Consider the following 23,387-nt stretch of genomic DNA (forward strand, 5'->3'; position numbering starts at 1 on the left):
CGGGGCTCAGCCCCAGTGACGTTCGAGGGCGTCGGCCACGGACCGGGCGTGGTCGGCGACCTCGGGCTCGCCGGTCCGCACGGCCGACGCCTCCAGCGCCCGCCATCGCACGAGCAGCGCCGTGGACCGGGGCACCGACAGGTGGTGCTCACGGGCCGCGGCGATCCGGGCGTGATCGTCGGGCAGGAACCAGTAGGTGGACAGCCAGACCCACATCAGCTGCGCCTCGAGCAGGCCCGACGCCAGCAGCTGGTCGTCGGCCAGCTGCGGCCACATCCCGATCACCTCGGCCCGCCAGGCCTCGATCATCGCGGCCGATCGTTCCGGGGTGAGCTCGATGTCGCACAGGCACCCCGGGTAGGAGGTGAGCGCGTAGGACAGGTCGAGGGTGGCGTCCCGGAAACCGCCCCACTCGTAGTCCAGGAACTGCACGCCCTCACCGTTGACGATGATGTTCTCGGGGCACAGGTCCGACGGGCTGAAGGCCCGGTACCGGCCGCCGTCGAACAGTCGCACGGCGTGGCCGACGCGGTTGGCCAGTTCCGGCGTGACCTCGACGCCGAGCTCACGCTCGAGGAGTCCGGGCACCTTCGGCATGGTTGCGCCGACCTGTTCGGCGATGCTGCTGTGATACTTCTCCACCCCTGCGCGGCGCAGCAGCGCGGTGAAGTCCTCCTCGCGGCCGACGGTCGCCGCGTGCATGCGGCCCATCGCCTGCGCCATCGCCATCAGCGAGTTGGTCACCGTCGACTCGTCGGAGCGCACCAGCAGGCTTGCGATCGGTGTCGCGTCACCCAGGTCGGCCAGCACCAGCAGTCGCGCCTCGAGGTCGTAGGCGATCAGCTCGGGGCCGGGACGGGAGTCCCGGGCGAGGGCGTTGGCGAACTGGTAGGAGACGGCCTCGCGCAGGAAGGCGGTGTCCACCAGGTCGCCGTTCTCGGGCGCCTCGACCGGGGAACCGGGCGCGTACACCGCGGCGCTGCGTGCGTGCGATCCGGCGGACAGCTCGCGCACCTGCTTGATCACCAGGGTGCGGGCCAGCAGGTACGGGTTCTCGGCGCACCTGACCCGGAGGACGATCGTGCGGCCACTGCCACCGAGGTCAACGGGATCCAGGAGGGTGACAGGGGCTCCGGTGCGTCGTTCGAGCAGCGTCTGGGCTGCAATCACGACCTCGGAAACTGGGTCGGCCAATAGTGCGGTCATCGCGGTCAAACCTACCCGCCCGAGCCCCTCGCCAGGGGCCGACTCGTCGAAGACTTCGCCCGCTGTCCAGCAACATCACGCTTCGACCTGCAGAATCAGACCAATCCGTCCGGTTTATCTCGATCAGGTCACAAAATGGGAACGCCGGGGGTGTGTCGGACGGCCGCGACCGTCACCAGACCCGGTCCGGGCGGGCACCCTGCGTGCCGCGGAACGCCCGGCGGCGGTGCGGGTGCAGCACGAGCACCAGGACCCCGGCCACCACGATCCCGACCATGTTCACGCCGAGCTGGCAGGCGGACAGGAACGCCACGTGCCACTGCCCCACCGTCGCCGCGACCACCGCGAAGCCGGCGGCAGGCACGGTGGTCACCGAGATGAACACCCCCACCAGCGCGGCCGACTTCGAACTGACGAGCGCCAGCATCCCGGCCGACCCCGCGAGCAACGCCACCACCAGCGAGAAGGGACCCACCTCGTAGATGAATTCCACCTGATGGATCTCGTCGATCCTCTCCAGGCTCAACCAGCCGGCCGCCTGGGCGGCGAGCGCCCCGACCGCGGTGACGGCCATCGCGATCGGGAAGCCGACGACGAGGGCGAGCAGCGAACGCCGAGCCAGCCGACCCTGCCTGCGCACGATCGCGACGGCCAGCGCGGCGAGCGGGCCGAACTCGGGGCCGACCACCATGGCCCCGACGATCGTCACCGGCGAGTCCGTGACGATGCCGATGGCGGCCAGCAGGCAGGCGATGGTGAGGAACGCCAGGAAGGTCGCGTTGAGCGTGGACTCCTCCCGGGTGCGCCCGATCAACTCCTCCCAGACGACGGTGTCGTCGGGGTCCCCGGGCGCCAGCCGCCGCGCCCGCGTGGCGGCGTCGGAGATGACGGTGTCGAGCGGTTCCAGGGTGATGGCGCCGGTGTGCGCGAGCCCCATCGCCTCGAGCGCGTCGACGACCTCGTCGGCGCACTCACGCGCCAGGTCGGCCTGGACGGCGTCACCCTCCGGGTCGAGCGCTCCCCCGCGGGTGAGCACGATGTGGGTGGCCCCCGGCTGCACCCGCAGCATGGCCAGTACGTCCTCGGTTCGCGAGACCGGACTGATCACGCGCAGGTGCAGCACGGGGTCACCCGGCCGATCAGGCCTGCTCGGCCTTGCCGTCCTTGGGCGCCTTCGGCTCCTTGGGCTCCGGCTTCGCGTCGATGCCCGACTCCTTGCGCTGCTGCGGCGTGATCGCCGAGGGCGCGTCGGTGAGCGGGTCGATGCCGCCGCCGGACTTCGGGAACGCGATGACCTCGCGGATCGAGTCCATGCCCGCGAGCAGGGCGGTGATCCGGTCCCAGCCGAAGGCGATGCCGCCGTGCGGCGGGGCGCCGAAGGCGAAGGCGTCGAGCAGGAAGCCGAACTTGTCCTCCGCCTCCTCGTGCGAGATCCCCATCACCTTGAAGACGCGTTCCTGAATGTCCTTGCGGTGGATACGGATCGATCCGCCGCCGATCTCGTTGCCGTTGCAGACGATGTCGTAGGCGTAGGCCAGTGCCGTACCCGGCTCGGTGTCGAAGGTGTCCATCGACTCGGGCTTCGGCGAGGTGAACGCGTGGTGCACCGCGGTCCAGGCGCTGTAGCCCAGGGCCACGTCGCCGCTGGCGGTGGCGTCGGCGGTCGGCTCGAACATCGGCGCGTCGACCACCCACACGAACGCCCACTCGTTCGGGTCGATCAGGTCCTGCTTGCGGGCGATCTCGCCGCGGGCGGCGCCGAGCAGCGCGCGCATCGGCTTGGTGGCACCGGCGGCGAAGAAGATGCAGTCGCCGGGCTTGGCACCGACGTGCGCGGCCAGGCCGTCACGCTCGGCGTCGGTGAGGTTCTTGGCGACCGGCCCACCGAGGGTGCCGTCCTCGCCGACGAGCACGTACGCGAGACCCTTGGCACCGCGCTGCTTGGCCCACTCCTGCCAGGCGTCGAGCTGCTTGCGCGGCTGGCTGGCGCCGCCGGGCATCACGACCGCGCCGACGTACTCGGCCTGGAACACCCGGAAAGTGGTGCCGGAGAAGAAGTCCATGCACTCGACGAGCTCGATGTCGAAGCGCAGGTCGGGCTTGTCGGAGCCGTAGCGACGCATCGCCTCGGCGTAGGTCATCCGCGCGATCGGGGTGGTGATCTCGTGCCCGATCAGCTTCCAGACGTTGGTCAGGATCTCCTCGGCCAGCAGGATGACGTCGTCCTGGTTGACGAAGCTCATCTCGATGTCGAGCTGGGTGAACTCCGGCTGCCGGTCGGCGCGGAAGTCCTCGTCCCGGTAGCAGCGGGCGATCTGGTAGTACCGCTCGATGCCGCCGACCATCAGCAGCTGCTTGAACAGCTGCGGGCTCTGCGGCAGGGCGTAGAAGCTGCCGGGCTGCAGGCGCGCGGGCACCAGGAAGTCGCGGGCACCCTCGGGGGTGGAGCGGGTCAGGGTCGGGGTCTCGACCTCGACGAACTCGTGGTGCGCGAGCACCTCACGGGCCGCGGCGTTGACCTTGGAGCGCAGTCGGATGGCGTTGCCCGGGCCCTCGCGGCGCAGGTCCAGGTAGCGGTACTTCAGGCGGGCTTCCTCGCCTGCGTTGTCGTCGAGCTGGAACGGCAGCGGGGCGCTCTCGTTGAGCACCTCGAGCGAGGTCGCGTTGACTTCGATCGCACCGGTCGGGATCTCGAAGTTCTGGTTGCCCTCCGGCCGGATCTCCACGGTGCCGGTGACCTTGACGCAGTACTCGGCGCGCAGCTTGTGCGCCTGCTCGAGCACGTCCTCACTGCGGAAGACCACCTGTGCGACGCCGGACGCGTCGCGCAGGTCGATGAAGATGACCCCGCCGTGGTCGCGCCGCCGCGCAACCCAACCGGTGAGGGTGACGGTCTGATCGGCCTGCTCGGCTCGCAACGAGCCGGCGAGATGGGTGCGCAGCACGGGGTTCCTTTCACGCGTCGAGTCGCACGGAAACTGCGACTTCTTGTCCCGTGATCCTACGGAGGTGCCGATCAGAAGACACAACGCGTAGGAGCATCGCGATCCGCCGCGGCCGTGCCAAGCTGGGACCGCTTCACAGATGTCGAGAGCAAAGGGTGGTCAATGACCTTCAACGAGAACGCACGGTCCGACGCGGGCCGAGTCAAGGTCGGTGGCGGTGGCGGCGTCGGCCGGGGCGGCAAAGTGGCCCTCGGCGGCGGCCTCGGCGGCCTGATCGTGCTGGTCCTGTCCCTGCTCGTGGGCGGCAACCCCGGCACCATGCTGGGCAGCCTGTCGGGCGCCAGCTCCGAGTCCCTCGGCGCCGGCTCGGTCAGCGACATGGCGGAGTGCACCGGGGCCGACGCGAACGCGGACGTCAACTGCCGGGTGTCCCTCACCACCGAGAGCCTCGACGCGGTGTGGGCCCAGGAGCTGCAAAAGCAGACCGGCGTCAAGTACGTCGAACCCGGCGTCATGCTGTTCTCCGGCTCGGTGAACACCGGCTGCGGCAACGCCACCAGCGACGTGGGGCCGTTCTACTGCCCCGCCGACACCACCGGATACTTCGACACCAGCTTCTTCCAGCTGCTGGTGGACCAGTTCGGCTCCAGCGCAGGCCCGCTCGCGCAGGAGTACGTGGTCGCCCACGAGGTAGGGCACCACATCCAGAACCAGCTCGGCGACCTCGGCCGCGCGCAGGCCGACCCGCGGGGCCCGGAGTCCGGCGCGGTCCGGACCGAGCTGCAGGCCGACTGCTACGCGGGCGTCTGGGCGCACTACGCGGACACCCTGCCCGCGCCCGGCGGCAACGAGCCGTTCCTGAAGCCGCTGACCGAGACCGACATCCGGGACGCCCTCTCGGCCGCGTCGGCGGTGGGCGACGACCGCATCCAGCGGGCCGCGACCGGCCGGGTCAACCCCGAGGGCTGGACCCACGGCTCGTCCGAGCAGCGGCAGAAGTGGTTCCTGGCCGGGTACAGCACCGGACAGGTGAGCGCGTGCAACACCTATGCAGCCCGCGACCTCGACAACCCGCCGGCCCTGATCAAGTAGTCAGGCCCACCTCCAGTCCGCCAACTCCGGCGGCGCCACCGACCGGTCACTCCGCCGGTGGCGCCGCCGGTGGCGTGTCGGAGTCCGGCGCGACCGAAGGCGCGGAGCCTGCCTGCTCCTCGTGCACGAGGTCGTAGCGATGGCCGTAGGTCTCGACGATCGCCTGGATGACCGCCACCACCGGCACGGACACCAGCGCGCCGATCGCACCGAACAGCGACGCCCCGACGATCACCGACCCGAAGGCGACCGCCGGGTGGATCGAGACGGTCCTGGACGTGATGCGCGGGTGCAGCACGTAGTTCTCCACCTGCTGGTAGGCCGTACCGAACAGCACCACCCACACCCCGTCCATCGGCTGCGCCGCCGCCGCGATGATCGCGGGCAGCGCGATGGCCAGGTAGGTGCCCAGCGTCGGGATGAACTGCGAGACCACGCCGGTCCAGATCGCCAGCGGCAGCCAGTACGGCACCCCGATCGCCATCAGGAAGATTCCGGTCACGACCGTGCTCACCCCGGCCAGGATCAGCCGCGACACCACGTAGCCGCCGGCCTTCTCGACCGAGATGCCCCACACCGTCGAGATGATCTGCTGCTGCCGGGCCGGGAACCAGCTCGAGATCGTCCGCCGCATCGCCGGACCCTCGGCGGACATGTAGAACACGAAGAGCAGCAGGGTCATTGCCTGGAACACGACGCCCAGCAGGGACGAGAGCACTCCCAGTACCCCGGGAGTGAATCGTTCCGCGAGGTCCCGGACCGTGTCCGGGGTGATCTTGATCAGGTCCTTCCCGGTCGCGAACTCGGTACCGAAGGTCCGGTTGGCCCAGTCGGTCACCCGGGAGAGCGCGTCCGGCAGCGCGGTCAGCAGCTGCGCGAGCTGGTCGACGAGCAGCGTGCCGAACACGCCCACGAACCCCACCATGAACAGGAAGAGGGCGAGCAGGACCAGGCCGGTGCCGGCGCCGCGACGCAGTCCGCGGCGTTCGAGCCAGTCCACGATCGGCTCGATCGTGACGCTGAACAGCCAGGCCAGGAAGAGCAGGCCGAGGAAGCTCCGCAGGTTGTGGAAGAGCCACCCGGACATCTGGTACGCGGCGATGGCGAACAGGACGTAGAGGATCGCGACCCGCAACCATCGCGTGTCGGCGCGCCGGTTCGCCGCGGCGGCCGGTGTCGGATCGTTCTGCCCGGTCGAGTCGCTCATCGCACACTCCGTAGTCCGGTTGCCCTCCGTACCGCCGAAATCTACTCGCCGAGTGCGTCGATCACAGCCCGAGCGACAACCGGCCCGAGATGACCGGGACTTCGGAACAGGGCGCAACTCAGAACAGGGTCAGCGCGGCGGGTGCCCCGGCACCGACCAGTTCCCGCACCGGCTGCGGTGACATCTCCGGCGGGCGGCCGGCGGACCCACCGAGGCCGTACCGGTCCACCAGCGGCGCCACCCGGCCGCGCAGCCACTGCTTGTACTCCGGGGTCACGTAGGCGCCGCGGCCGTAGAGCTGCCGGTACCGGCGCACCAACGCCGGGTGCTCCTGCGCGAGCCAGTTCAGGAACCAGCCGCGGGTGCTGCCGCGCAGGTGCATCGGGAAGACCGTCACCCCGCTCGCCCCGGCGTCGGCCAGCGAGCCGAACAGCTCATCCAGGTGCCGGGTCGAGTCGGTGAGGAACGGAATCACCGGCGCCACCATCACGTGGCAGTCGAACCCCGCGTCGGCGATCGCCCGGATCAGCTCGAGCCGTGCCCGCGGCGACGGCGTGCCGGGCTCGAGCGCGGCCTGCAGCTCGGGATCGCCGATGGCGAGCGAGACCGAGAGGGAGACCGGCACCTGCGCCGCCGCCATCGTGAGCAGCGGCAGGTCCCGGCGCAACAGCGTGCCCTTGGTCAGGATCGAGAACGGCGTCCGGGACTCGGTCAGCGCGCCGATGATCCCCGGCATCAGCCGATACCGGCCCTCGGCCCGCTGGTACGGGTCGGTGTTGGTGCCGAGCGCGACCGGTTCGCGATGCCAGGACCGGCGGGCCAGCTCCCGGCGCAGCACCGCCGCGATGTTCGTCTTCACCACCACCTGGCTGTCGAAGTCCGCGCCTGCGTCGAGGTCCAGGTACTCGTGGGTGGGCCGGGCGAAGCAGTACCGGCAGGCATGCGTACACCCGCGAAAGGCGTTGACCGTGAAGCGGAACGGCAACGGCGAGTCCTCCGGCACCCGGTTCAGCGCTGACTTGCACAGCACCTCGTGGAAGGTGACCCCCTCGAACTCCGGGGTCTGCACACTGCGCACCAGACCCGCCCGTGCCAGCCCGGGTAGCGCACCGTCGTCGACGTCGAGAGCCTGCCCGTCCCACCGCATGGATACAGTCGAACACTCGTTCTAGGTCAAGTCAAGCCCTCGCGTCGACCTGCCCCGCGGCCACCGACTGGTTACGCTTCGCCGATGAGCCCCCGTCGGTCCACCGGACGAACGGCCGGGACTCGTCTCGTCGCCGTCGCCGTATTGTCCCTCCTCGCCTCGACCGCACTCGTCCCGACCGCCGGGGCCGCCGCGGTCCCCGACTCCGCCTGCGGCACCGCACTTTCCGCCGCCGAGATGGCCACGGTCGTCGCGCTCTCCGACACCGGTACCGTCACCGCCGCCGATCCCATGGCCCGGCTCGAGGACGAGGCGTCCCGGCAGCAGCGGATTGCCGAGATCCTCGTCGCGCATCGCGACCGGCGGGGACTGTTCGGCATCGGACTCGACGCCGTCGTGCAGGCGGCGGTCATGCCGCTGCAGCGCAACCCCGCCGCGTTCGCCACACCGGCATGGGCGCACGCGGTCAGCACGGACCTGCTGCGTCGCTACCTGGACAACGTGCACGCGGAGTTCACCGGCGGCCAGGCCGATCCCACCTGGCAGCGTTACTTCGCGCTCGCCTACGACTGCACGCAGTCCCCCGGCCGGGTGGCCATGGTCGGGTACAACACCCACCTGACGATCGACCTCGCGCGTGCCGTCGCAGCGACCGGCACTGCGCAGCCGAACGTGCCCGACTTCTACAAGATCGTGGACTCGATCGCCACTGACGGCGACGCGATCGTCACCAGAACGAAGGCCGTCTACGGCGCCGACCTGGGGCCGCTGTGGCGCTTCTACTTCCTCGGCGAGGGCTTGGACCGACTCGCGGGCGAGAGTGTGGCCTCCGAACTGCTGCTGCGCGCCGCTGACAGCGGCTACAACACCTTGACCCTCGCCAACGGCTTCGCCCTGCAGAACCCGCAGACCGCCCCGGCCGCGGCGGCGGAGATGGATGCCCTGTGGACCGCCGCGGACGGCGCCGTCGAAGTCCTCGCCCGCCTCGGCGGACTCTGAGACAATCGGGGCATGACTTCGGCGGTCGACCCGAAGATCCCGCACACCAGCACCGACGTCCTGGTGGTCGGGGCCGGACCCGTCGGCCTGACGGTGGCTCTCGAACTCCGGCGACACGGCGTGGACGTGACTGTCGTCGAACGGCTGGCGCAGCGGGCACCGTTCGCCAAGGCGGTGGGCATCCAACCTCGCACGCTGGAACTGTGGGACTCGATGGGCGTCGTGCGCCCCGCGCTCGACGCGGGCATCACCATGCGGGGCCAGTTGGTCTACGTCGACGGCGCGCCGACCGCGCGGCTGGAACTCTCGCTGCCCGAGCAGGTGCCGTACCGCTTCCTGGCGCTGCCGCAGTACGAGACCGAGAGGGTGCTCGCCGAGGCGCTGACCGAGCGCGGCGGCGCGGTGCGACGCGGCGTCGAGTTCGCCGGGTTCACCCAGGACCACGACCACGTCGTCGCCACCGTCCGCGGACCGCGGGGTGTCTCGACGGTCTCATCCCGGTACCTGGTCGGCTGCGACGGCGCGCACAGCCTGGTCCGCAAGGGTCTCGGCGTCGGGTTCGAGGGCGACGCGTTTCCCGAGCAGTACATGCTCGCCGACGTCGAGCTCGACTGGTCGCAGCCGGCCGGGTACGGCGTGCGCTCGATGCACCGGGTCGACGGCGGACCCGACGACCTGCTGGTCGCCATCCCCCTGCCCGGCGAGTCCCTGCCGGGCGCGCGCCGCTACCGGGTCTCGATGCTGGTCCCCGACGAGCTCGTGGGCGCGGCCCCGGCGACCGGGACGGTGGCGCACGGACTCGAGGGTGGCCGCCGACCCGAGCTGCGGCACGTCCAGGCCGTGCTGGACCGGCTCGCCCCGGAGCCGACCACCGCGCGGAACCTCCGCTGGTCCTCGGTCTTCCGGATCAGCCACCGGCTGGCCTCTCGGTACTCGGCGGGCCGGGTGTTCCTGGCGGGCGACGCCGCGCACATCCACCCGCCGACCGGCGCCCTTGGCATGAACACCGGCATCCAGGACGGCGTCAACCTCGGCTGGAAGCTGGCGCTGGCCGTGCGTGGGCAGGCCGCCGACGGGCTGCTCGACAGCTATCACGACGAGCGGCACCCCGTCGGCGAGGAGGTGGTCGGGCGCACCGTGCGGGACGCCCGGCACGGCATCGGGACGGGCGAGACCGACCCCGCCGTGGCGATGGCGCGGGCGGCGCAGCTGCTGGTCGGGTACCCGGACAGCGCGCTGGTCGGCGAGGACGTAGCGGGCGGGGCACTCGCCGCGGGGCCGGGGCCCGGCGGCCGCGCCCCGGACGCGCGGGACCTGCGACAGGACTGTGCGGCGGCGCCGACCCGGGTGCACGAGCTGTTCCGGCATCCCGGCCACACCCTGCTGCTCTGGGCCGACGACCGGCACGACGCGGCGGCGCAGCGCGCGGTCGCCGCCGAGATCGCGGACCGCACGGGCCGCGCGGTGCGCTGCTACGTGATCGTCGCCGCGGACGCCGACGTGACCGACGCGTCGGGAATCACCCTGCGCGACACCGCCGGAACCTTCGCCGCCGGCTACGACGCCCGCGGCCGGTGCGGGTACCTGATCCGGCCCGACGGCTACGTCGGCTACCGAACGGACGAGGTCACCGTCGACGGGGTTCTCGGCACCCTCGCCCGTACCCTGCGCTGACCCGGATCGACCGGGACGACCGGGACGACCGGGACGACCTGAGCGTCCCGTCGGTCAGTCCTCGGGCCCGTCCACGATCGCCTGCACCAGCGCCCCGTAGCGCTCGATCAGCTCCTCGCCTGCGATGACGTCGGGGTCGAGCAGCCCCATCGTCCGGGTCCCGCCCGCCAGGCCCAGCAGCGCGGCGAGCACCAGGTGCGAGCGCACCCGGTCCTGGGACCGGTCGCCGATCCGCTCGGCGATGGCCGCGACGTACCGGCGCCGGTAGTCCGCCCGCGCCGCCTCCAGGTCCTGCGACTCGTGGATCAGCAGCAGCACCGTCGCCAGCGGGTCGGACGCGTCGGCCTCGCGGCGCTCGACCAGGCGGCGAACGAGCCCGTACCCCACCGGTTCCCGGGCGCCTTCCCCTGCGTCGAGGGTCGGCTCGGACGGGTCCGCGGCGGCCAGCAGCGCGGCCTTGCTGCCCATCAGCTTCATCACCATCGCGGGCGAGCAGCCGGCGCGGGCGGCGATGTCCTTGATCGTGGTCGCGGTGTAGCCGCGCCGGGCGAACAGCTCGCGCGCCGCCTCGAGCACCGACTCCCGCGTCGAGGGAGCGCTCATCGGGCCACCGCCGCCGCGTCGAGTTCGAGGTCCAGTGTGGCGGGCTGCGCCAGCACCACGATCTGCGCGGTGCCGGTGCGGACGCCGTCGTCGCCGAGCCCGGAGACCAGGTACCGGCCCGTCGGCGGCAGCGCGAAGCTGTAGTGGCCGTCCCGGTCGGTGCGGGTGGCGCCGATGTACTCGCCGGTCGCCTTCACCAGGGTCACCAGCGCCGACTCGCACGGCTCCCCGTCGGCCCGCACCCGTCCCTGCAGCAGCATCCGGTCGCCGAGGACCACCCGCGGCCCGCCGGCGGCGGCGAACCCGAGCACGCGGGACTGCGGCGCCCAGCCGTCGGCGTTGGTCACCACCAGGTAGTCGCCTGCCGCCGGGAGCACCACCGAGAACTCGCCGTCGTTGTCGGTCCGGCCCCAGTCCACCGGTTCCCCGGCGGTGCTGAGCACGGTCACCACCGCGTGCCGGATCGGTCGCAGGTCCGAGCGCAGCACCGACCCGGAGACCACCAGCTCCTCCGGCACCGCGTCCGGCACGGCGACCGGCACGGGCACCGGCGCGACGGTGCGCGGAATGCACACCGCGACCAGCGCGGCCGCCGCACTGGCGGCCGCCGCGATGACGAAGATCAGCTGGAATGCGCCGAGGGTGGGCAGCTCCACCCCCGCAACCGGGGCGGTGACCGTGATCAGCACCGCCGAGATCATCGCGCTCGACATCGAGGTGCCCACCGAACGCAGCAGCGCGTTGAGTCCGTTCGCCGACGCGGTCTCGGTGATCGGCACCGAGCCCATGATCAGCATCGGCATCGCGGCGTAGGCGATCGCGGTGCCGGAGGTCACCAGCATGGCCCCGAGCACGATCATCGGCACCGATCCGGTGAGGAAGATCCGCAGCGTGTAGGCCGCGGCGAGCACCAGCGCACCGAACACCAGCGTCCGCCGGGCCCCGATCCGCCGCATCAGCCGACCGGCGAGCGGCGCGACGGCCACCATCATCAGCCCGGCAGGCATCATGCACAGGCCCGCGATCGTCACCGACAGACCGTGGCCGTACCCGGTGGAGGTGTCCATCTCGAGCTGCTGCGTGGTGGAGAGCATGTTCGCGAACATCGCCACCCCGACCAGCAGTCCGGTGACGTTGGTCAGCAGCACCGGCCGCCGGGCCGAGGTCCGCAGGTCCACCATCGGCTGGCTCACCCGCAGCTCGAACGGGAACCACACCGCGAATGCGACGACCGAGACCACCAGCGCCCCGATCGTCCGCTCGCTGGACCAGCCCCAGCTGCCGCCCTTGGAGACGGCCAGCAGCAGTCCCGCCAACGCGATCGAGAGCAGCGCCGCGCCGCCGAAGTCGAACCGGCCCGGGGTGCGCACCGGCGACTCCGGCACCACCACCAGCACCGCGACCGACAGGGCCAGGCCGACGACGGCGGACAGCCAGAACACCGACTCCCAGCCGAAGGACTCGTACATCAGCCCGGACAGCGGCAACCCGAGAGCGGACCCGATGCCCAGGGTGGCGCTCATCATCGCGGTGGCGCCGACGACCTTCGCCTTCGGAAGCTCGTCGCGCAGGATGCCGATGCCGACCGGGACCAGCGCGGAGGCGAGGCCCTGCATCCCTCGACCGACGATCACGGTCAGGAAGGTGCCGCCCACGGCCGCCAGCACCGAGCCGGCGACCATCGTCGCCAACGAGACCAGCATCATCCGGCGCTTGCCGAACATGTCCGCCAGCCGCGAGACGATCGGCGTCGCGACCGCCGCCGTCAGCAGCGTGATCGTGACCAGCCAGGACGCGCTGGCGTAGTCGACCCCGAGGATGGCCGGGAAGTCGGTGAGCAGCGGGATGACCAGGGTCTGCTGCAGCGCGACGATGGTGCCGGACATGCACAGCACGGTGACGAGCAGGGTGCTCGACGCGCGGCGGGTCGGCGGCGACAGCTTCGAATGGGTCGACATGGGTCTCCAGGGGGCGGTGCCGGCTGCGCTGGCAAATGCGCAGGGGGGTGAATGCACGTTCACCATGCAGTGAACGCCCATTCACCCCCCGCGCGCAAGCCGGACATTTCGCCCCGGCGCGTCAGCCGCCTCGCGAGCGACCGCTCAGCCCAGCGCCCCCGCTGCCAGCGCGGCCTTCCAGCCGCCGTGCTCGCTGACGTCGCGCCCGGACGCCGCGGCGTCCTGGTCACAGCCGAACCCGGTACCCCAACTGCCGTCGTCGAACTCGACCGCCCCCAACAGCATCGGGGTCGGCAACGCGGCCAGGAAGCTGCCCAACGCCGCGGGCGAGAGCAGCCACCGCTCCCCCACGATCGACACTCCGTGCTCGGCCACCCGGACCAGTCCGGGCTTCCGCGGCACCGTGTCGAGCGCCATCAGCCGGTAGTGCGGCGCCGTCGCGACCGGGCCGAGCCACCGAGCCCCGAGGCCCGTCAACTGGTGCTCGAGCGGCTGACCGAGCAGGTGCGCGCCGAACACCGCCAGCTCGACGCCCGCCGCCGGACCGGCCGGCCACCCGGCCGACGTCGTCGTCGCCGCCGTCTCCGTGACCGTGGCCGCGACGTCGGCCGCCACGGCGTCCTCGAACGCACGCGCCAGGATCGTCACCCCGAACTGCGCCTCGCCCGCGGTGCCGGCGGGCACCGCGACCGCCGCGAGGTCGAAGAGGTTGCAGAAGTTGGTGTACGTCCCCATCCGGGAGTTCACCGCGACCGGGTCGGCCGCGACCTCGGCGATGCTCGGGTGCTCCGGGGCGGTCGGCACCATCAGCGCGTCGATCCCGTCGAGCCGGGTCATCGCCTCGGCGCGCAGTTCCTCGAGCCGGGCCCGGTCGGCGAGCAGTCGGTGGGCCGGGATCGTCGCCGCAGGCGCGATGATCGCCCGGACCGTCGGGTCCACGGCCTCCGGATCGCCGTCGACGAATTCGCCCACCGCCGCGTACCTCTCGGCCACCAACGCGCCGTCGTAGAGCAGCCGCGCCGCGTCGAGGAACGGCGACATGTCGATCTCGACCACCTCGGTGCCTGCGGCCCGCAGCCGGTCGACGGCCGCGCCGAAGGCGGCCGACCACACCGCGTCGAGGCCGGTCAGCTCGCGGGGCACCGCCACCCGTGGGCGCGGCGGCGCGGCCAACCGCACCGCACTCGGCCACGGCCGGTCCGGCGCCCCGGACGCGAGCACCGCCATCGCGGCCTCCGCGCCGGCCAGGTCCGGGGCGAAGATGCTCACGCAGTCGTAGGACCGGCAGGCCGGCACCACGCCGGTGGTACTCACCACGCCGCGGGTCGGCTTGATGCCGACGATGCCCTGCAGCCCGGCCGGGACCCGGCCGGAACCGGCGGTGTCGGTGCCGATGGCGAGATCGACCAGTCCCAGCGCGACCGCGACCGCGGACCCCGAGCTCGAGCCTCCCGAGATGTACTGCGGCCGACGGGCATCGCGCACCGCTCCGTACGGGCTGCGGGTGCCGACCAGGCCGGTCGCGAACTGGTCGAGGTTGGTCTTGCCCAGCACCACCGCGCCGGCGCCGCGCAGCGCCGCGACCGACGCGGCGTCGGCCGCCGGGGGGTAGGCGTACCCGGGACAGGCCGCGGTGGTGGGCATTCCGGCCACGTCCACGTTGTCCTTGACCGCGAGCACGGTGCCCCGCAGCGGCAGCGCCGACCCGTCCGCGTCGACGGCGGCGGCGTCGGCGAGCGCGTCCGCCTCGGGCCGCAGGTGGATCCAGATCTCCGGCCGGTCGGCCTCCTCGATCGCCCGGTACGCCGCGCGCACCCGGGCCACCGCGGTCGTCGCCACCTCGCTCATGCTGCCGCCTCCCTGTCCGGGCCCTCGCCCGGGTTCTTCGCGAATTCTCCTGCCGCCGACCATGCTTCACGTTCGGCGCCGAAGGCCCGCGCCTGGGTGGCCCGGAAGCCGGCGATCGAGTCCGTGTTGGCCGCGACGAAGGCCTCGTGTTCGGCGAGCGAGAAGCTGCCCTCGGTGATCTGGACGCCGCCTGAGCCGCCCGCCGCGGTCTCGGCCCGCAGCTCGAGCAGCTCGTCGGGTTCGACCGGGTACCAGGAGATCCGGTCGAAGAAGCGCAGCAGCCACGGGGTGCCGTCCTCGAACTGCCCGGACCGCTCCGGGTGCCGGTGGTTCCAGACCTGGGTGGTCCGCCCGACGAACTGGTAGCCGCCGGGGCCCTCCATCCCGTAGATGCACAGGTAGGCGCCGCCGATCCCGACCGCGTTCTCCGGCGTCCAGGTCCGGGCCGGATTGTACTTGGTGGTCACCAGCCGGTGCCGCGGGTCGAGCGGGGTCGCAACCGGCGCACCCAGGTACACGTCACCGAGACCGAGCACCAGGTACTGCGCGTCGAAGACGGTGTCGAAGACGTCGGCGACCGACTCCAGGCCGTTCATCCGCCGGATGAACTCGATGTTCCAGGGGCACCACGGGGCGTCCGCGCGCACGCCGTGCATGTACCGCTTGATCGCCTCCCGGGTGGACGGGTCGTCCCAGGACAGCGGCATCCGCACCTCGCGGCTGGGCACCACCAGCTCGGACAGCTCGGGCAGCTGGTCCTCGGCCTCCGCCAGCAGGCCCATCAGCGTGCGCACTGGCAGCACGTCGGGGTCGACCCGCACCTGCAGGGACCGGATCCCCGGCGTCAGGTCCAACAGCCCGGCCGGCTTCTCGGCCTCGAGCCGCTGGTGCAGGGCGTGCGCCCGGGCCCGCAGCGCCAGGTCCAGGGTCAGGTCGCCGTACTCGACGAGCACGTTGTCGTCGCCGGAGCGGCGGTAGGTGACGGCGGTGGCGCCGTCGCGTCGGGCGATCACGCCGTCGTCGCCGTCGCCGCCGCGGCCGAAGACCGCGGACAGGCTGGCCCGACGGCCCAGCCCGAGCAGCCGCTTCGAGGCGGCCCGCTCGGCCCGGATGGGCACGAATCTGACGGCGTCGCCGGGGCTGAGCTGGCCGAGCTTCCAGCGTTCGGCGGCAACCACGGTGACCGGGCAGACGAACCCGCCCAGGCTCGGGCCGTCCGGGCCGAGCAGGATCGGGGTGTCGCCGGTGAAGTCCAGCGCGCCGACCGAGTAGGCGTTGTCGTGGATGTTCGACGGGTGCAGTCCGGCCTCGCCGCCGTCGCCGCGCGCCCAGTCCGGCTGCGGCCCGACCAGCCGGATGCCGGTGCGGTCGGAGTTGAAGTGCACCTCGTAGTCGGTGGCGTACAGCGTGTCGATGTCCTTGCGGGTGAAGAACTCCGGCGCCCCGTGCGGCCCCTCGGTGACGGCGATCTCCCAGCGGCCGCCGATCACCGGCCGGTGTTCCATCGGCACCGGCTGGGCGGCGGCGGGGTTCGCCGGACCGCCGCCGCAGCCGAGCACGTCGCCTGCGCGCAGGGTCCGGCCCTCGTGGCCGCCGAACCGGCCGAGCGTGAACGTGGCCCCGCTGCCGAGGTAGTCCGGCACGTCGAGCCCGCCGCGGACCAGCACGTAGATCCGCAGGCCGGGTCCCGACGCCGCACCGACGTCCAGCACCCCGCCCGCGGGCACCTCGACCGGCGCCCAGGACCGGACCGGCAGGCCGTCGACCCGGACGGCGGCCGGTGCGCCGGTGACGCAGACCGTGGTGGCCTCGGCGAATCTCAGGGCGGGGCCGGCCATGGTGCACTCGAGCCCCGCGGCGCCCTCGTCGTTCCCGAGCGCGACGTTGCCGAGCCGGAACGACAGGTCGTCCATCGGGCCCGACGGCGGCACCCCGACCTGCCAGTAGCCGACGCGGCCGGGCCAGTCCTGGACGGTGGTGAGCAGGCCGGGCCGCTCGACGGTGACGGCGTTCACTTCGACTCCCGCGGCCGGGTGACGATCATCCGCACCTCGGTGGGGTCGAATCCGTTGCAGGGGTTGTTGACCTGGGGGCAGTTCGAGACCAGCACCAGGGTGTCGACCTCGGCCCGCAGCGCCAGCCGCCTGCCCGGCGCGGACAGTCCGTCGACGATGCCGAGGGTGCCGTCCGGGTCCACCGGCACGTTCATGAAGAAGTTGATGTTGGAGACCAGGTCCCGCTTCCCCAGACCCCACCGGGCGCCCTCGATCAGGAAGTTCTCCACGCAGGCGTGCTGGTGACGGGTGTGGTGCCCGTAGCGCAGGGTGTTCGACTCCTGCGAGCAGGCACCGCCGACGGTGTCGTGGCTGCCGACCTCGTCGGCCACGATCGTCATCAGCGCGGTGCCGTCGTCGGAGCGCAGCACGCTGCCGGTGGTGAGGAACAGGTTGCGTTGCGCGGCAACGGTGGCCGCGGCGCTGTAGCGCACGGCGTGGTCGTCGGCGGCGTAGCAGAGGGTGTCCACGGCCTGGTTGCCGTGGCTGTCGACGACGGTCAACACGTCACCGGCGCGCACCACCGCGGACCAGGGCCCACGGGCCCCGACCGTCTCGTCGAGAACGACGTCCCCCGGAATCAGGGCGAGTGTGTCTGCAACTGTGGTCATTTCGAGTCCTCTCCGAACTGTGCTGCGGCCCAGGCTTCTTCGGTGTTCGCGGCGGCCCGTCGGTACTCCGGGTCGTCGTTCGGCAGGTCCAGCAGGTCCTCGGGCGCCCGCCACGCGAGCAGCTCGAGTGCGGTGGTCCCGAAGACCGGCGACGGGTCCAGCGGGTGGGCGGTGTTGGCGATCAGCACGATCACCGGCAGGTGGATCAGGAGCTCGACCGCGGCGCCGGCCGAGGCGTTCCCGACGCTGGTCAGCGCGCCGTCGGCCGCGACACGCACGCCGTGCAGCAGGGTCAGCACCGGCGGCAGGTCCCGCGGGGTCAGGCCGTGCTTGGCGGCGGCGAGGGTCAGCAGCTCGCGGCCGGCCGGCGACGACGAGTGTGCGGCGCCGTCGCCGTACTTCGCGGTGTTGGTGGCCAGGCTGGTGGTGCCGCAGAAGGCGTCGTGCCTGCCGGAGGTGTCGGCGACCACGGTCGCCAGCACCCGTCCCTGGTCCGAGAGCAGCGGGTGCCCGGTGCCGAGGTACGCCTGCCACGGCACCTTGACGGTGTCCGCGACGTTGAGCCGTTCGTGCGTCGCGTCCGCGCGGAAGAGCAGCAGGTTCGCGCAGGCAGCGCCGTCGGGGTCGCGCAGTCGCAGCCGGGTGCCGCGGGCCAGGACCCGGGCGGTGTAGCTGCCGCCGGGCACGGTCTCGGCCCAGGTGACCCGGTCCTCGGCGACGCCGTCGGGCAGGGCGGGCGCGGCGACGACGGCGGCAGCGGCCTGCGCCCGCGCGTGCGCACGGGCGGCGGCGGTGGTGGCGGTGCCGCTGGTCGCGGTGTCTGTGGTGGCCACTGTCAGGCTCCAATCGTGACGGGGTTCTGCACGGTCTTGCCGCGCGGGAAGCAGAGGGCGCCGGTGAGCACCACCGCGGCGACGGTGATCGGGGCGGCCCACTGCAGGATCGGGAATTCGCCGGTGGGGTTGAAGATCTCGGCGCGCGGCCAGGAGAGGTTGACGACCATCAGCGCGCCGTAGAGCACGGCGACCACGTTGACGGGGATCGCGAAGACGCCGAGCGAGAACAGCGGCCGGCCCTCCGCGTCCACCTGGGGTCCGCCGTGCGGCCAGCCCTTGAGCCGACGCACCAGCAGTGGCACCGTCACCATCAGGTAGGCCAGGTAGATCAGCACGATGCACACGCTCGAGAGCGTCGTGAAGATCGCCGAGTTGCCGACGTTCACCGCAAGCACCAGGACGCAGGCGACGCCGATGAGAACCGACGGGGCAATCGGGGTTCCGGTGCGGGAGTTGACCTTCGCCAGCGTCGTCGACGCAGGCAGCCGGCCGTCGCGGGCCATCGAGAACACCAGCCGGGACGCGGCGGTCTGGATGGCGAGGGTGCACACGAACACCGCGATCGCGACGTCGACCAGCAGCAGGGTGCCCCACGGCGAGCCGAGGATGGAGGACAGCACGTACGGCAGGCCCTCGGCCGCGAGCCGTCCGTCGGTCAGGCTCGGCGCGGCCATCAGCGCGCCGACGATCATCAGGCCGCCGCCGAGGGCGGAGACCGACAGGGCCAGCCGGATGGTCCGCGGGGCGACGCGGCGCGGGTTGCGGGTCTCCTCGGCGAGTTCACCGGCCGAGCCGAAGCCGACCATCACGTACGCCGCCATCAGGCCGGAGACGATCCACGCCCAGATGTAGCCGGGCTCGGAGCCCGCGGCACCGGTGTCGAAGACCACCTCGGGCCCGCGCTGGGCGTGGGTGAGGAACATCCCGACCACCGCGATCACGCCGACGATCTCGCAGGTCACGCCGATGTTGTTGATCCTCGACATCCAGTTCACGCCGACGCAGTTGATGACGGTGGTCGCCACCAGCAACGCGGAGCCGAGCAGCACCGCGTTGGCCGCGCCGCTCGGCGAGGTCAGCGCGGTGTCCTCGCCGACGAACTGGAAGCCGCTCCAGACGTTCGGCAACACCACCTGCAGCGCGATGGCGGCGGCGGAGGCGGTGACGATCTGGGCGAGGATCATGAACCAGCCGGCGAACCAGCCGACGATCTCCCCGCCCATCCGCCGCGACCACTGGTAGATCGCGCCGGAGATCGGGTAGCGCGCGGCGAGTTCGGCGAAGCTCAACGCCACCATGAACTGGCCGAGGAACACCACCGGCCAGGTCCAGAAGAACGCCGGGCCCGCGAAGCCGAAGCCGAGGCCGAACAGCTGGAAGATCGTGGTGAGGATGGAGACGAACGAGAAGCCCGCCGCGAACGAGGCGAACTTGCCGAGCGAGCGGTGCAGCTGTTGTTCGTAGCCGAATTCGGCCAGGTCGTGGTCGTCGCTGGGCTTGTCTGCCACGGTCGTCATCGGCTCTCCTGCGAGGTGCGGTCCGCACGGTTTCTGTCAGTTGACAGTTTTTCGGGCGAGGGTTCCCTGCGGGTGTCCCCCACGTTGCGGTCTGTAGCCGTTGGATTGCGACCCAGTGACGTCGGTTACGCGGACATTGCGCCTTCCTCACGGCCCGTGTCCGGCCGATGTCCGGTGCCGCCTGCTGCCAGGATGAGCCCATGACCGAACCGCTCGTCGTCCGCGATCCGTCGATGCGCGCGGCAGGCGAGCTGCTGCGCGGACCGGCGGTCACCTGCGGCCCCGGCACCTCCGTCCGGGACGCGGCCGTGGCGATGACCGAGGCGGACCGGCGCTACGTGCTGATCCCGCTGGGCGACGGCCGGCTCGGCATCTTCACCGACGGGGACCTGCGCCGGCGGGTGGTCGCGGCCGGTCTTGACACCGCCACCCCCGTCCGCGCCGTGATGACCTCCCCGGTCACCGCCGTGCCCGCCGACCGGCTCGGCGCGGACGCGCTGATGGACATGCTCGAACTGGGGGTGCGACGGCTGCCGGTGCTCTCGCCCACCGGCGGGCTGCTCGGCGTGCTCGAGGACGCGGACCTGCTCGCCACCGCGACCCGCAGCGGCTTCGCGATCCGAGCCGCCGTCGCCCGGGCCGCCGACCCGGACGCGCTGGTCGCGGCGACGGCCCGGGTGCCGGACCTCGCGGTCGGGCTGACCCGGGCCCGGGTCGCCGCGCTGGACGTCAGCGCGATCCTGTCCGTGGTCGTGGACGCCGCGGTTGCTCGGGCGGCACAGTTGGTCGCCGAGGCTGCCCCGGAGGTGCGGGTCGGCTGGCTGACGCTGGGCAGCCTGGCCCGCCGCGAGGCGATGCCCGGATCCGACATCGACAGCGCCGTGGTCTGGGCCGACGCAGCCGACGGGCCCGGGGCATCGGCGGCCGCGCTCGGGTACGCCGGAACCGTGTACGCCCTGCTCGAACGCTGCGGGTTCCGCGCCGACGCGAACGGGGCGCTGGCGTCGCGGCCCCGGTTCGCGCGGTCCGAGTCCGGCTGGCGCGCCGGGCTGGACGGCTGGCTCGCCGACCCGTACCAGGACCAGGGCGTGGTGATGATCTCGCTGCTCGCGGACGGCCGGGTTGCCCACGGCGGCACCGAGCACGCCCTCGCGCCGGTGGTCGCGGAGCGCCTGCGGTCCAACCCCGACGCGATGCGGTTGCTGCTGCGAGAGGCCGTCGAGGACAAGGTCCGGATGCACTCACTACGGCAGGTGCTGACCCGCCGCACCGAGACCGTCGACGTCAAGGCGCAGGGGGTGATGGCAATCGTGAACATCGCGCGCTGGGCCGGCCTGGCCGCGGGCTCCGATGCCGCGTCCACCCCGGCGCGGCTGCGGGCGGCGTCGGACGCCGGGATGCTCTCGGGCGACGACGCAACGGCGCTCTCCGAGTCCTTCGACGTGCTCGCGCAGATCCGACTGCGGCACCAGTGCGAGCAGATCGAACGGGGCGAGACGCCCACCGACGTGGTCCCGCTCGACGACCTGACCCCGCTCTACCGCAGCCTGCTCGCGGGTGCGGTCCGTGAGATCGCCGGTGTACAACGCAAACTCGCGTACGCCGGTCCGCCGGCGTGACCGGCCTGACGCCGACGCAGGCCCACGCGGTTCGCCAGACGCTCGCCGCCGAGCGTCTCGAGGGCTGGCGGCCACGCCCGGACCAGGTCGCCGACCTGGTCGCGTTGGCGACCGGCGGCGTCGAGCACGCCGACTACCTGGCCCGCCGGTGCGCCGAGGCCGGCGCGGTCCCGGCGGCCCGACGCCGCCGACTGGCCCTGCCGCGGCCGTACCTGGTGACCGGAACCTCCGTGCTGCGCAACCGGTTCGGGTTTCGCGACCAGTCGCAGCTGCGGGAGATCGAGTTCGGGGCGACCGCCGCCCGGCTGCTGCAGGCGCACCTGCGGCCTGCACCGCAGGCGCGGGCGGTGGACGCCGAACACATCCTCGCGCTGCACGGGCTGGTGTTCGGCGACGTGTTCGGCTGGGCCGGGCAGACCCGCATCGTGGACATGACGAAGAACGGTGACGCCTTCGCCCCGGTGCAGTCGATTCCCCGGTACCTGCGCGAGGTGGAGATCGCCGTCGCCGCCACCGACTGGCAGCGCGTGGACCGCGGCAAGCTCGCGTACGCGCTCGCCGCGGTCTACGTCACCTTCAACCACGCGCACCCGTTCCGCGAGGGGAACGGGCGCACCGGGACACTGCTGCTGCACCAGCTCACCGAGTCGACCGGCTACCGGCTGGACCTCGCCGGCGTCACCGCCGCGGAATGGGTTGGCGCCTCGCGTGACTCGGCACCGTTCCGGCGCACCGGAGCGCCCTCGCCCCGGCCGCTGATCCCGCTGCTGACCGGCGCGCTGGTGCCGCGTTAATCGCCACGGCGACAACATCAACATCATCGGGTCGCTGGAGACATGCGATCCGGATCCTGCGGGCATGGCGGCTCACGCCAGTACCGACAGGCCGAGAACACTTGGGAGGTTGGCGCCACTCCTTCGCGCGGGTCAAGCTCCCACCCCCGTCGCCGCCGAACATACATACCCGAGATCTGGAACGGCGAGATCGCCGCTCGCGGTGGATGGCCGAATGGGTCAGGTATCTAGACGATCTCGGCCAGTCCCGTGACACTCTCGTCGACCAACGCTGAAGTAAGAGCAAGAGCGACCCAACCTTGATGGAGGTAATGGTGTCGCCTGCCATCATTGGCTTCGGCCGAACTCAGGAGCTGGAACCACCCGCAAGTTGCCGTGCTAGGACGCGGCTGATGCGACGCCTGATGAAGGCCAGCTGGCTCGCGTCCAATGAGACCCCCGCTCGCTGTGCGTAGGCCCGACATTCCGCGCGTTCCGCCACGGAAGGCGCGAACGCGTCCTCACTGACGCGGTCGGACTTCGTGTCGGTCAGACCGTCGGAGCGTTCCGATTCGAGCATCACCGGGGACCAACGTGGCAAGAGCTGGCCGAACAGGCTCGCGACGTGAGCGGTCGTCCCCTCTTTGCCGGTGCTGTCGATGCGGAGGCTCAGTCCTTGTGGCTACTGACCCGACGATGGATCAGATTCGAGGATGGCGAACTGAAGCGCGACCCCAAGGCCAAGGAAGCCTCGCGCCGCAATGCTGATTTGCGCCGCCGAAAGCTGGCAGCAGCGCAGCGATCCTCGGCGGTTCAATAGCCAAAAGCCGTTGAGGTATCGCTGGGCATAGGGCAGCGCGAATCCCGAGTCGTGCAGTCAGTCCAGGTCAGGGGGTGGCAATTGCCGATCGACGCGACTTCGATAGATCTCCTGGATGCGCCGACATCCAATCGAAGACTGCCAGCGATCGCTTCCCAAGACAGGTGGGCAGCGAGCGCCTGCTCGATGATGCTGTGCCGGTAGTCGTCCACTAGTCGTGCCAATTCGCTGACCACGTGGAGCGCGATCGTATGGTCCTGGGCGGTTAGCGGCGCCAAATCTGGGACATAGCAACGATCGACGATCGCCTGTCGGTATGACCGAGTATCCGACCCGCCTCCTCAGCTCCAGGCGGGTCGGGGGTGATATTCCAGTCCAGGGTGCAGTCGCGACTGGGGCTCATAGTGCCGCTCTTGGTTGCGAGGAGAGCAATGGCATACCTGCTACAAGCAGCCGTGAGCAGCGAGCGGCCCTCATC

Annotated in this window: 18 protein-coding genes; 6 read left to right on the forward strand and 12 right to left on the reverse strand. The window is 71.7% G+C overall.

The annotated features are described in order from the left end of the window. Nucleotides 1–6: 6 nt before the first annotated feature. The 3 genes from ACFO6S_RS03295 to aspS all read right to left on the reverse strand — a co-directional run bounded on the left by ACFO6S_RS03295 (nt 7) and on the right by aspS (nt 4,151). Nucleotides 7–1,206, reverse strand: a complete 1,200-nt coding sequence (locus tag ACFO6S_RS03295; RefSeq protein ID WP_378414145.1) for a phosphotransferase family protein — start codon at nt 1,204–1,206, stop codon at nt 7–9. A 172-nt stretch (nt 1,207–1,378) separates the two neighbouring features. Next, nucleotides 1,379–2,329 carry a DUF389 domain-containing protein gene (locus ACFO6S_RS03300; RefSeq protein ID WP_378414147.1) on the reverse strand — a complete coding sequence of 317 codons (951 nt, stop codon included), beginning with the start codon at nt 2,327–2,329 and terminating at the stop codon, nt 1,379–1,381. Nucleotides 2,330–2,345: 16 nt separating this feature from the next. Beyond that, nucleotides 2,346–4,151: an aspartate--tRNA ligase gene (aspS, locus tag ACFO6S_RS03305; RefSeq protein WP_378414150.1), complete on the reverse strand. Its 1,806-nt coding sequence runs from the start codon at nt 4,149–4,151 to the stop codon at nt 2,346–2,348. 162 nt (nt 4,152–4,313) lie between these two features. On the opposite strand from aspS, the gene ypfJ reads away from it, so the two are divergent. Then, nucleotides 4,314–5,243 (forward strand): KPN_02809 family neutral zinc metallopeptidase, encoded by a 930-nt coding sequence (gene ypfJ, locus ACFO6S_RS03310; protein ID WP_378414152.1) that lies wholly within the window; start codon nt 4,314–4,316, stop codon nt 5,241–5,243. 46 nt (nt 5,244–5,289) lie between these two features. Here ypfJ and ACFO6S_RS03315 read toward each other — a convergent pair whose 3' ends face one another. After that, on the reverse strand, nt 5,290–6,450 hold the full coding sequence (locus ACFO6S_RS03315) for an AI-2E family transporter (protein ID WP_378414153.1): 1,161 nt from the start codon (nt 6,448–6,450) through the stop codon (nt 5,290–5,292). A 118-nt stretch (nt 6,451–6,568) separates the two neighbouring features. Then, nucleotides 6,569–7,597 (reverse strand): Rv2578c family radical SAM protein, encoded by a 1,029-nt coding sequence (locus tag ACFO6S_RS03320; protein WP_378414155.1) that lies wholly within the window; start codon nt 7,595–7,597, stop codon nt 6,569–6,571. A gap of 84 nt (nt 7,598–7,681) precedes the next feature. Here ACFO6S_RS03320 and ACFO6S_RS03325 point away from each other — a divergent pair, with 84 nt between their 5' ends. Together ACFO6S_RS03325 and ACFO6S_RS03330 are read left to right on the forward strand one after the other, a co-directional pair. Continuing rightward, complete coding sequence (locus ACFO6S_RS03325; RefSeq protein ID WP_378414157.1) at nt 7,682–8,596, forward strand: DUF5995 family protein; 915 nt, start codon at nt 7,682–7,684, stop codon at nt 8,594–8,596. Between the two features lie 12 nt (nt 8,597–8,608). Beyond that, on the forward strand, nt 8,609–10,270 hold the full coding sequence (locus ACFO6S_RS03330) for an FAD-dependent oxidoreductase (RefSeq protein ID WP_378414159.1): 1,662 nt from the start codon (nt 8,609–8,611) through the stop codon (nt 10,268–10,270). Nucleotides 10,271–10,324: 54 nt separating this feature from the next. Here ACFO6S_RS03330 and ACFO6S_RS03335 read toward each other — a convergent pair whose 3' ends face one another. The 7 genes from ACFO6S_RS03335 to ACFO6S_RS03365 all read right to left on the reverse strand — a co-directional run bounded on the left by ACFO6S_RS03335 (nt 10,325) and on the right by ACFO6S_RS03365 (nt 19,697). Continuing rightward, nucleotides 10,325–10,873, reverse strand: a complete 549-nt coding sequence (locus ACFO6S_RS03335; RefSeq protein ID WP_378414161.1) for a TetR/AcrR family transcriptional regulator — start codon at nt 10,871–10,873, stop codon at nt 10,325–10,327. Beyond that, entirely contained in the window at nt 10,870–12,831 is a 1,962-nt protein-coding gene (locus ACFO6S_RS03340; RefSeq protein WP_378414163.1) for an MFS transporter, read from the reverse strand. Before ACFO6S_RS03340 ends, ACFO6S_RS03335 begins: the two co-directional genes overlap by 4 nt. Before the next feature lie 144 nt (nt 12,832–12,975). Continuing rightward, nucleotides 12,976–14,679, reverse strand: a complete 1,704-nt coding sequence (gene atzF, locus ACFO6S_RS03345) for an allophanate hydrolase (protein ID WP_378414165.1) — start codon at nt 14,677–14,679, stop codon at nt 12,976–12,978. Beyond that, complete coding sequence (locus tag ACFO6S_RS03350; protein ID WP_378414166.1) at nt 14,676–16,694, reverse strand: 5-oxoprolinase/urea amidolyase family protein; 2,019 nt, start codon at nt 16,692–16,694, stop codon at nt 14,676–14,678. The genes atzF and ACFO6S_RS03350 overlap by 4 nt, the downstream gene beginning before the upstream one ends. After that, nucleotides 16,691–17,344: an urea amidolyase associated protein UAAP2 gene (locus tag ACFO6S_RS03355; RefSeq protein WP_378414168.1), complete on the reverse strand. Its 654-nt coding sequence runs from the start codon at nt 17,342–17,344 to the stop codon at nt 16,691–16,693. Before ACFO6S_RS03355 ends, ACFO6S_RS03350 begins: the two co-directional genes overlap by 4 nt. After that, entirely contained in the window at nt 17,341–18,177 is an 837-nt protein-coding gene (locus tag ACFO6S_RS03360) for an urea amidolyase associated protein UAAP1 (RefSeq protein WP_378414170.1), read from the reverse strand. The genes ACFO6S_RS03355 and ACFO6S_RS03360 overlap by 4 nt, the downstream gene beginning before the upstream one ends. 2 nt (nt 18,178–18,179) lie before the next feature. Next, nucleotides 18,180–19,697, reverse strand: coding sequence for an amino acid permease (locus tag ACFO6S_RS03365; RefSeq protein WP_378414172.1), 1,518 nt, complete (start codon nt 19,695–19,697; stop codon nt 18,180–18,182). 200 nt (nt 19,698–19,897) lie between these two features. Between ACFO6S_RS03365 and ACFO6S_RS03370 the strand changes: the two genes are divergently transcribed. The 3 genes from ACFO6S_RS03370 to ACFO6S_RS03380 all read left to right on the forward strand — a co-directional run bounded on the left by ACFO6S_RS03370 (nt 19,898) and on the right by ACFO6S_RS03380 (nt 22,909). Beyond that, a complete protein-coding gene (locus ACFO6S_RS03370; RefSeq protein ID WP_378414174.1) occupies nt 19,898–21,316 on the forward strand; it encodes a putative nucleotidyltransferase substrate binding domain-containing protein in 1,419 nt (472 codons plus the stop codon). Next, a complete protein-coding gene (locus tag ACFO6S_RS03375) occupies nt 21,313–22,110 on the forward strand; it encodes a Fic family protein (protein ID WP_378414176.1) in 798 nt (265 codons plus the stop codon). The genes ACFO6S_RS03370 and ACFO6S_RS03375 overlap by 4 nt, the downstream gene beginning before the upstream one ends. 604 nt (nt 22,111–22,714) lie before the next feature. After that, complete coding sequence (locus ACFO6S_RS03380) at nt 22,715–22,909, forward strand: hypothetical protein (protein WP_378414178.1); 195 nt, start codon at nt 22,715–22,717, stop codon at nt 22,907–22,909. The last annotated feature ends 478 nt before the right edge of the window (nt 22,910–23,387 follow it).

This window comes from Rhodococcus kronopolitis (assembly GCF_042654025.1).
Taxonomy (GTDB): Bacteria; Actinomycetota; Actinomycetes; order Mycobacteriales; family Mycobacteriaceae; genus Rhodococcus_G; species Rhodococcus_G kronopolitis.

Coding starts and splice junctions, on each gene's coding strand:
- ACFO6S_RS03370 (WP_378414174.1), top strand. CDS start 19,898: ATGACCGAACCGCTCGTCGTCCGCGATCCGTCGATGCGCGCGGCAGGC.
- ACFO6S_RS03295 (WP_378414145.1), bottom strand. CDS start 1,206: ATGACCGCACTATTGGCCGACCCAGTTTCCGAGGTCGTGATTGCAGCC.
- ACFO6S_RS03365 (WP_378414172.1), bottom strand. CDS start 19,697: ATGACGACCGTGGCAGACAAGCCCAGCGACGACCACGACCTGGCCGAA.
- ACFO6S_RS03315 (WP_378414153.1), bottom strand. CDS start 6,450: ATGAGCGACTCGACCGGGCAGAACGATCCGACACCGGCCGCCGCGGCG.
- atzF (WP_378414165.1), bottom strand. CDS start 14,679: ATGAGCGAGGTGGCGACGACCGCGGTGGCCCGGGTGCGCGCGGCGTAC.
- ACFO6S_RS03330 (WP_378414159.1), top strand. CDS start 8,609: ATGACTTCGGCGGTCGACCCGAAGATCCCGCACACCAGCACCGACGTC.
- ACFO6S_RS03355 (WP_378414168.1), bottom strand. CDS start 17,344: ATGACCACAGTTGCAGACACACTCGCCCTGATTCCGGGGGACGTCGTT.
- ACFO6S_RS03340 (WP_378414163.1), bottom strand. CDS start 12,831: ATGTCGACCCATTCGAAGCTGTCGCCGCCGACCCGCCGCGCGTCGAGC.
- ACFO6S_RS03320 (WP_378414155.1), bottom strand. CDS start 7,597: ATGCGGTGGGACGGGCAGGCTCTCGACGTCGACGACGGTGCGCTACCC.
- ACFO6S_RS03335 (WP_378414161.1), bottom strand. CDS start 10,873: ATGAGCGCTCCCTCGACGCGGGAGTCGGTGCTCGAGGCGGCGCGCGAG.
- ypfJ (WP_378414152.1), top strand. CDS start 4,314: ATGACCTTCAACGAGAACGCACGGTCCGACGCGGGCCGAGTCAAGGTC.
- ACFO6S_RS03325 (WP_378414157.1), top strand. CDS start 7,682: ATGAGCCCCCGTCGGTCCACCGGACGAACGGCCGGGACTCGTCTCGTC.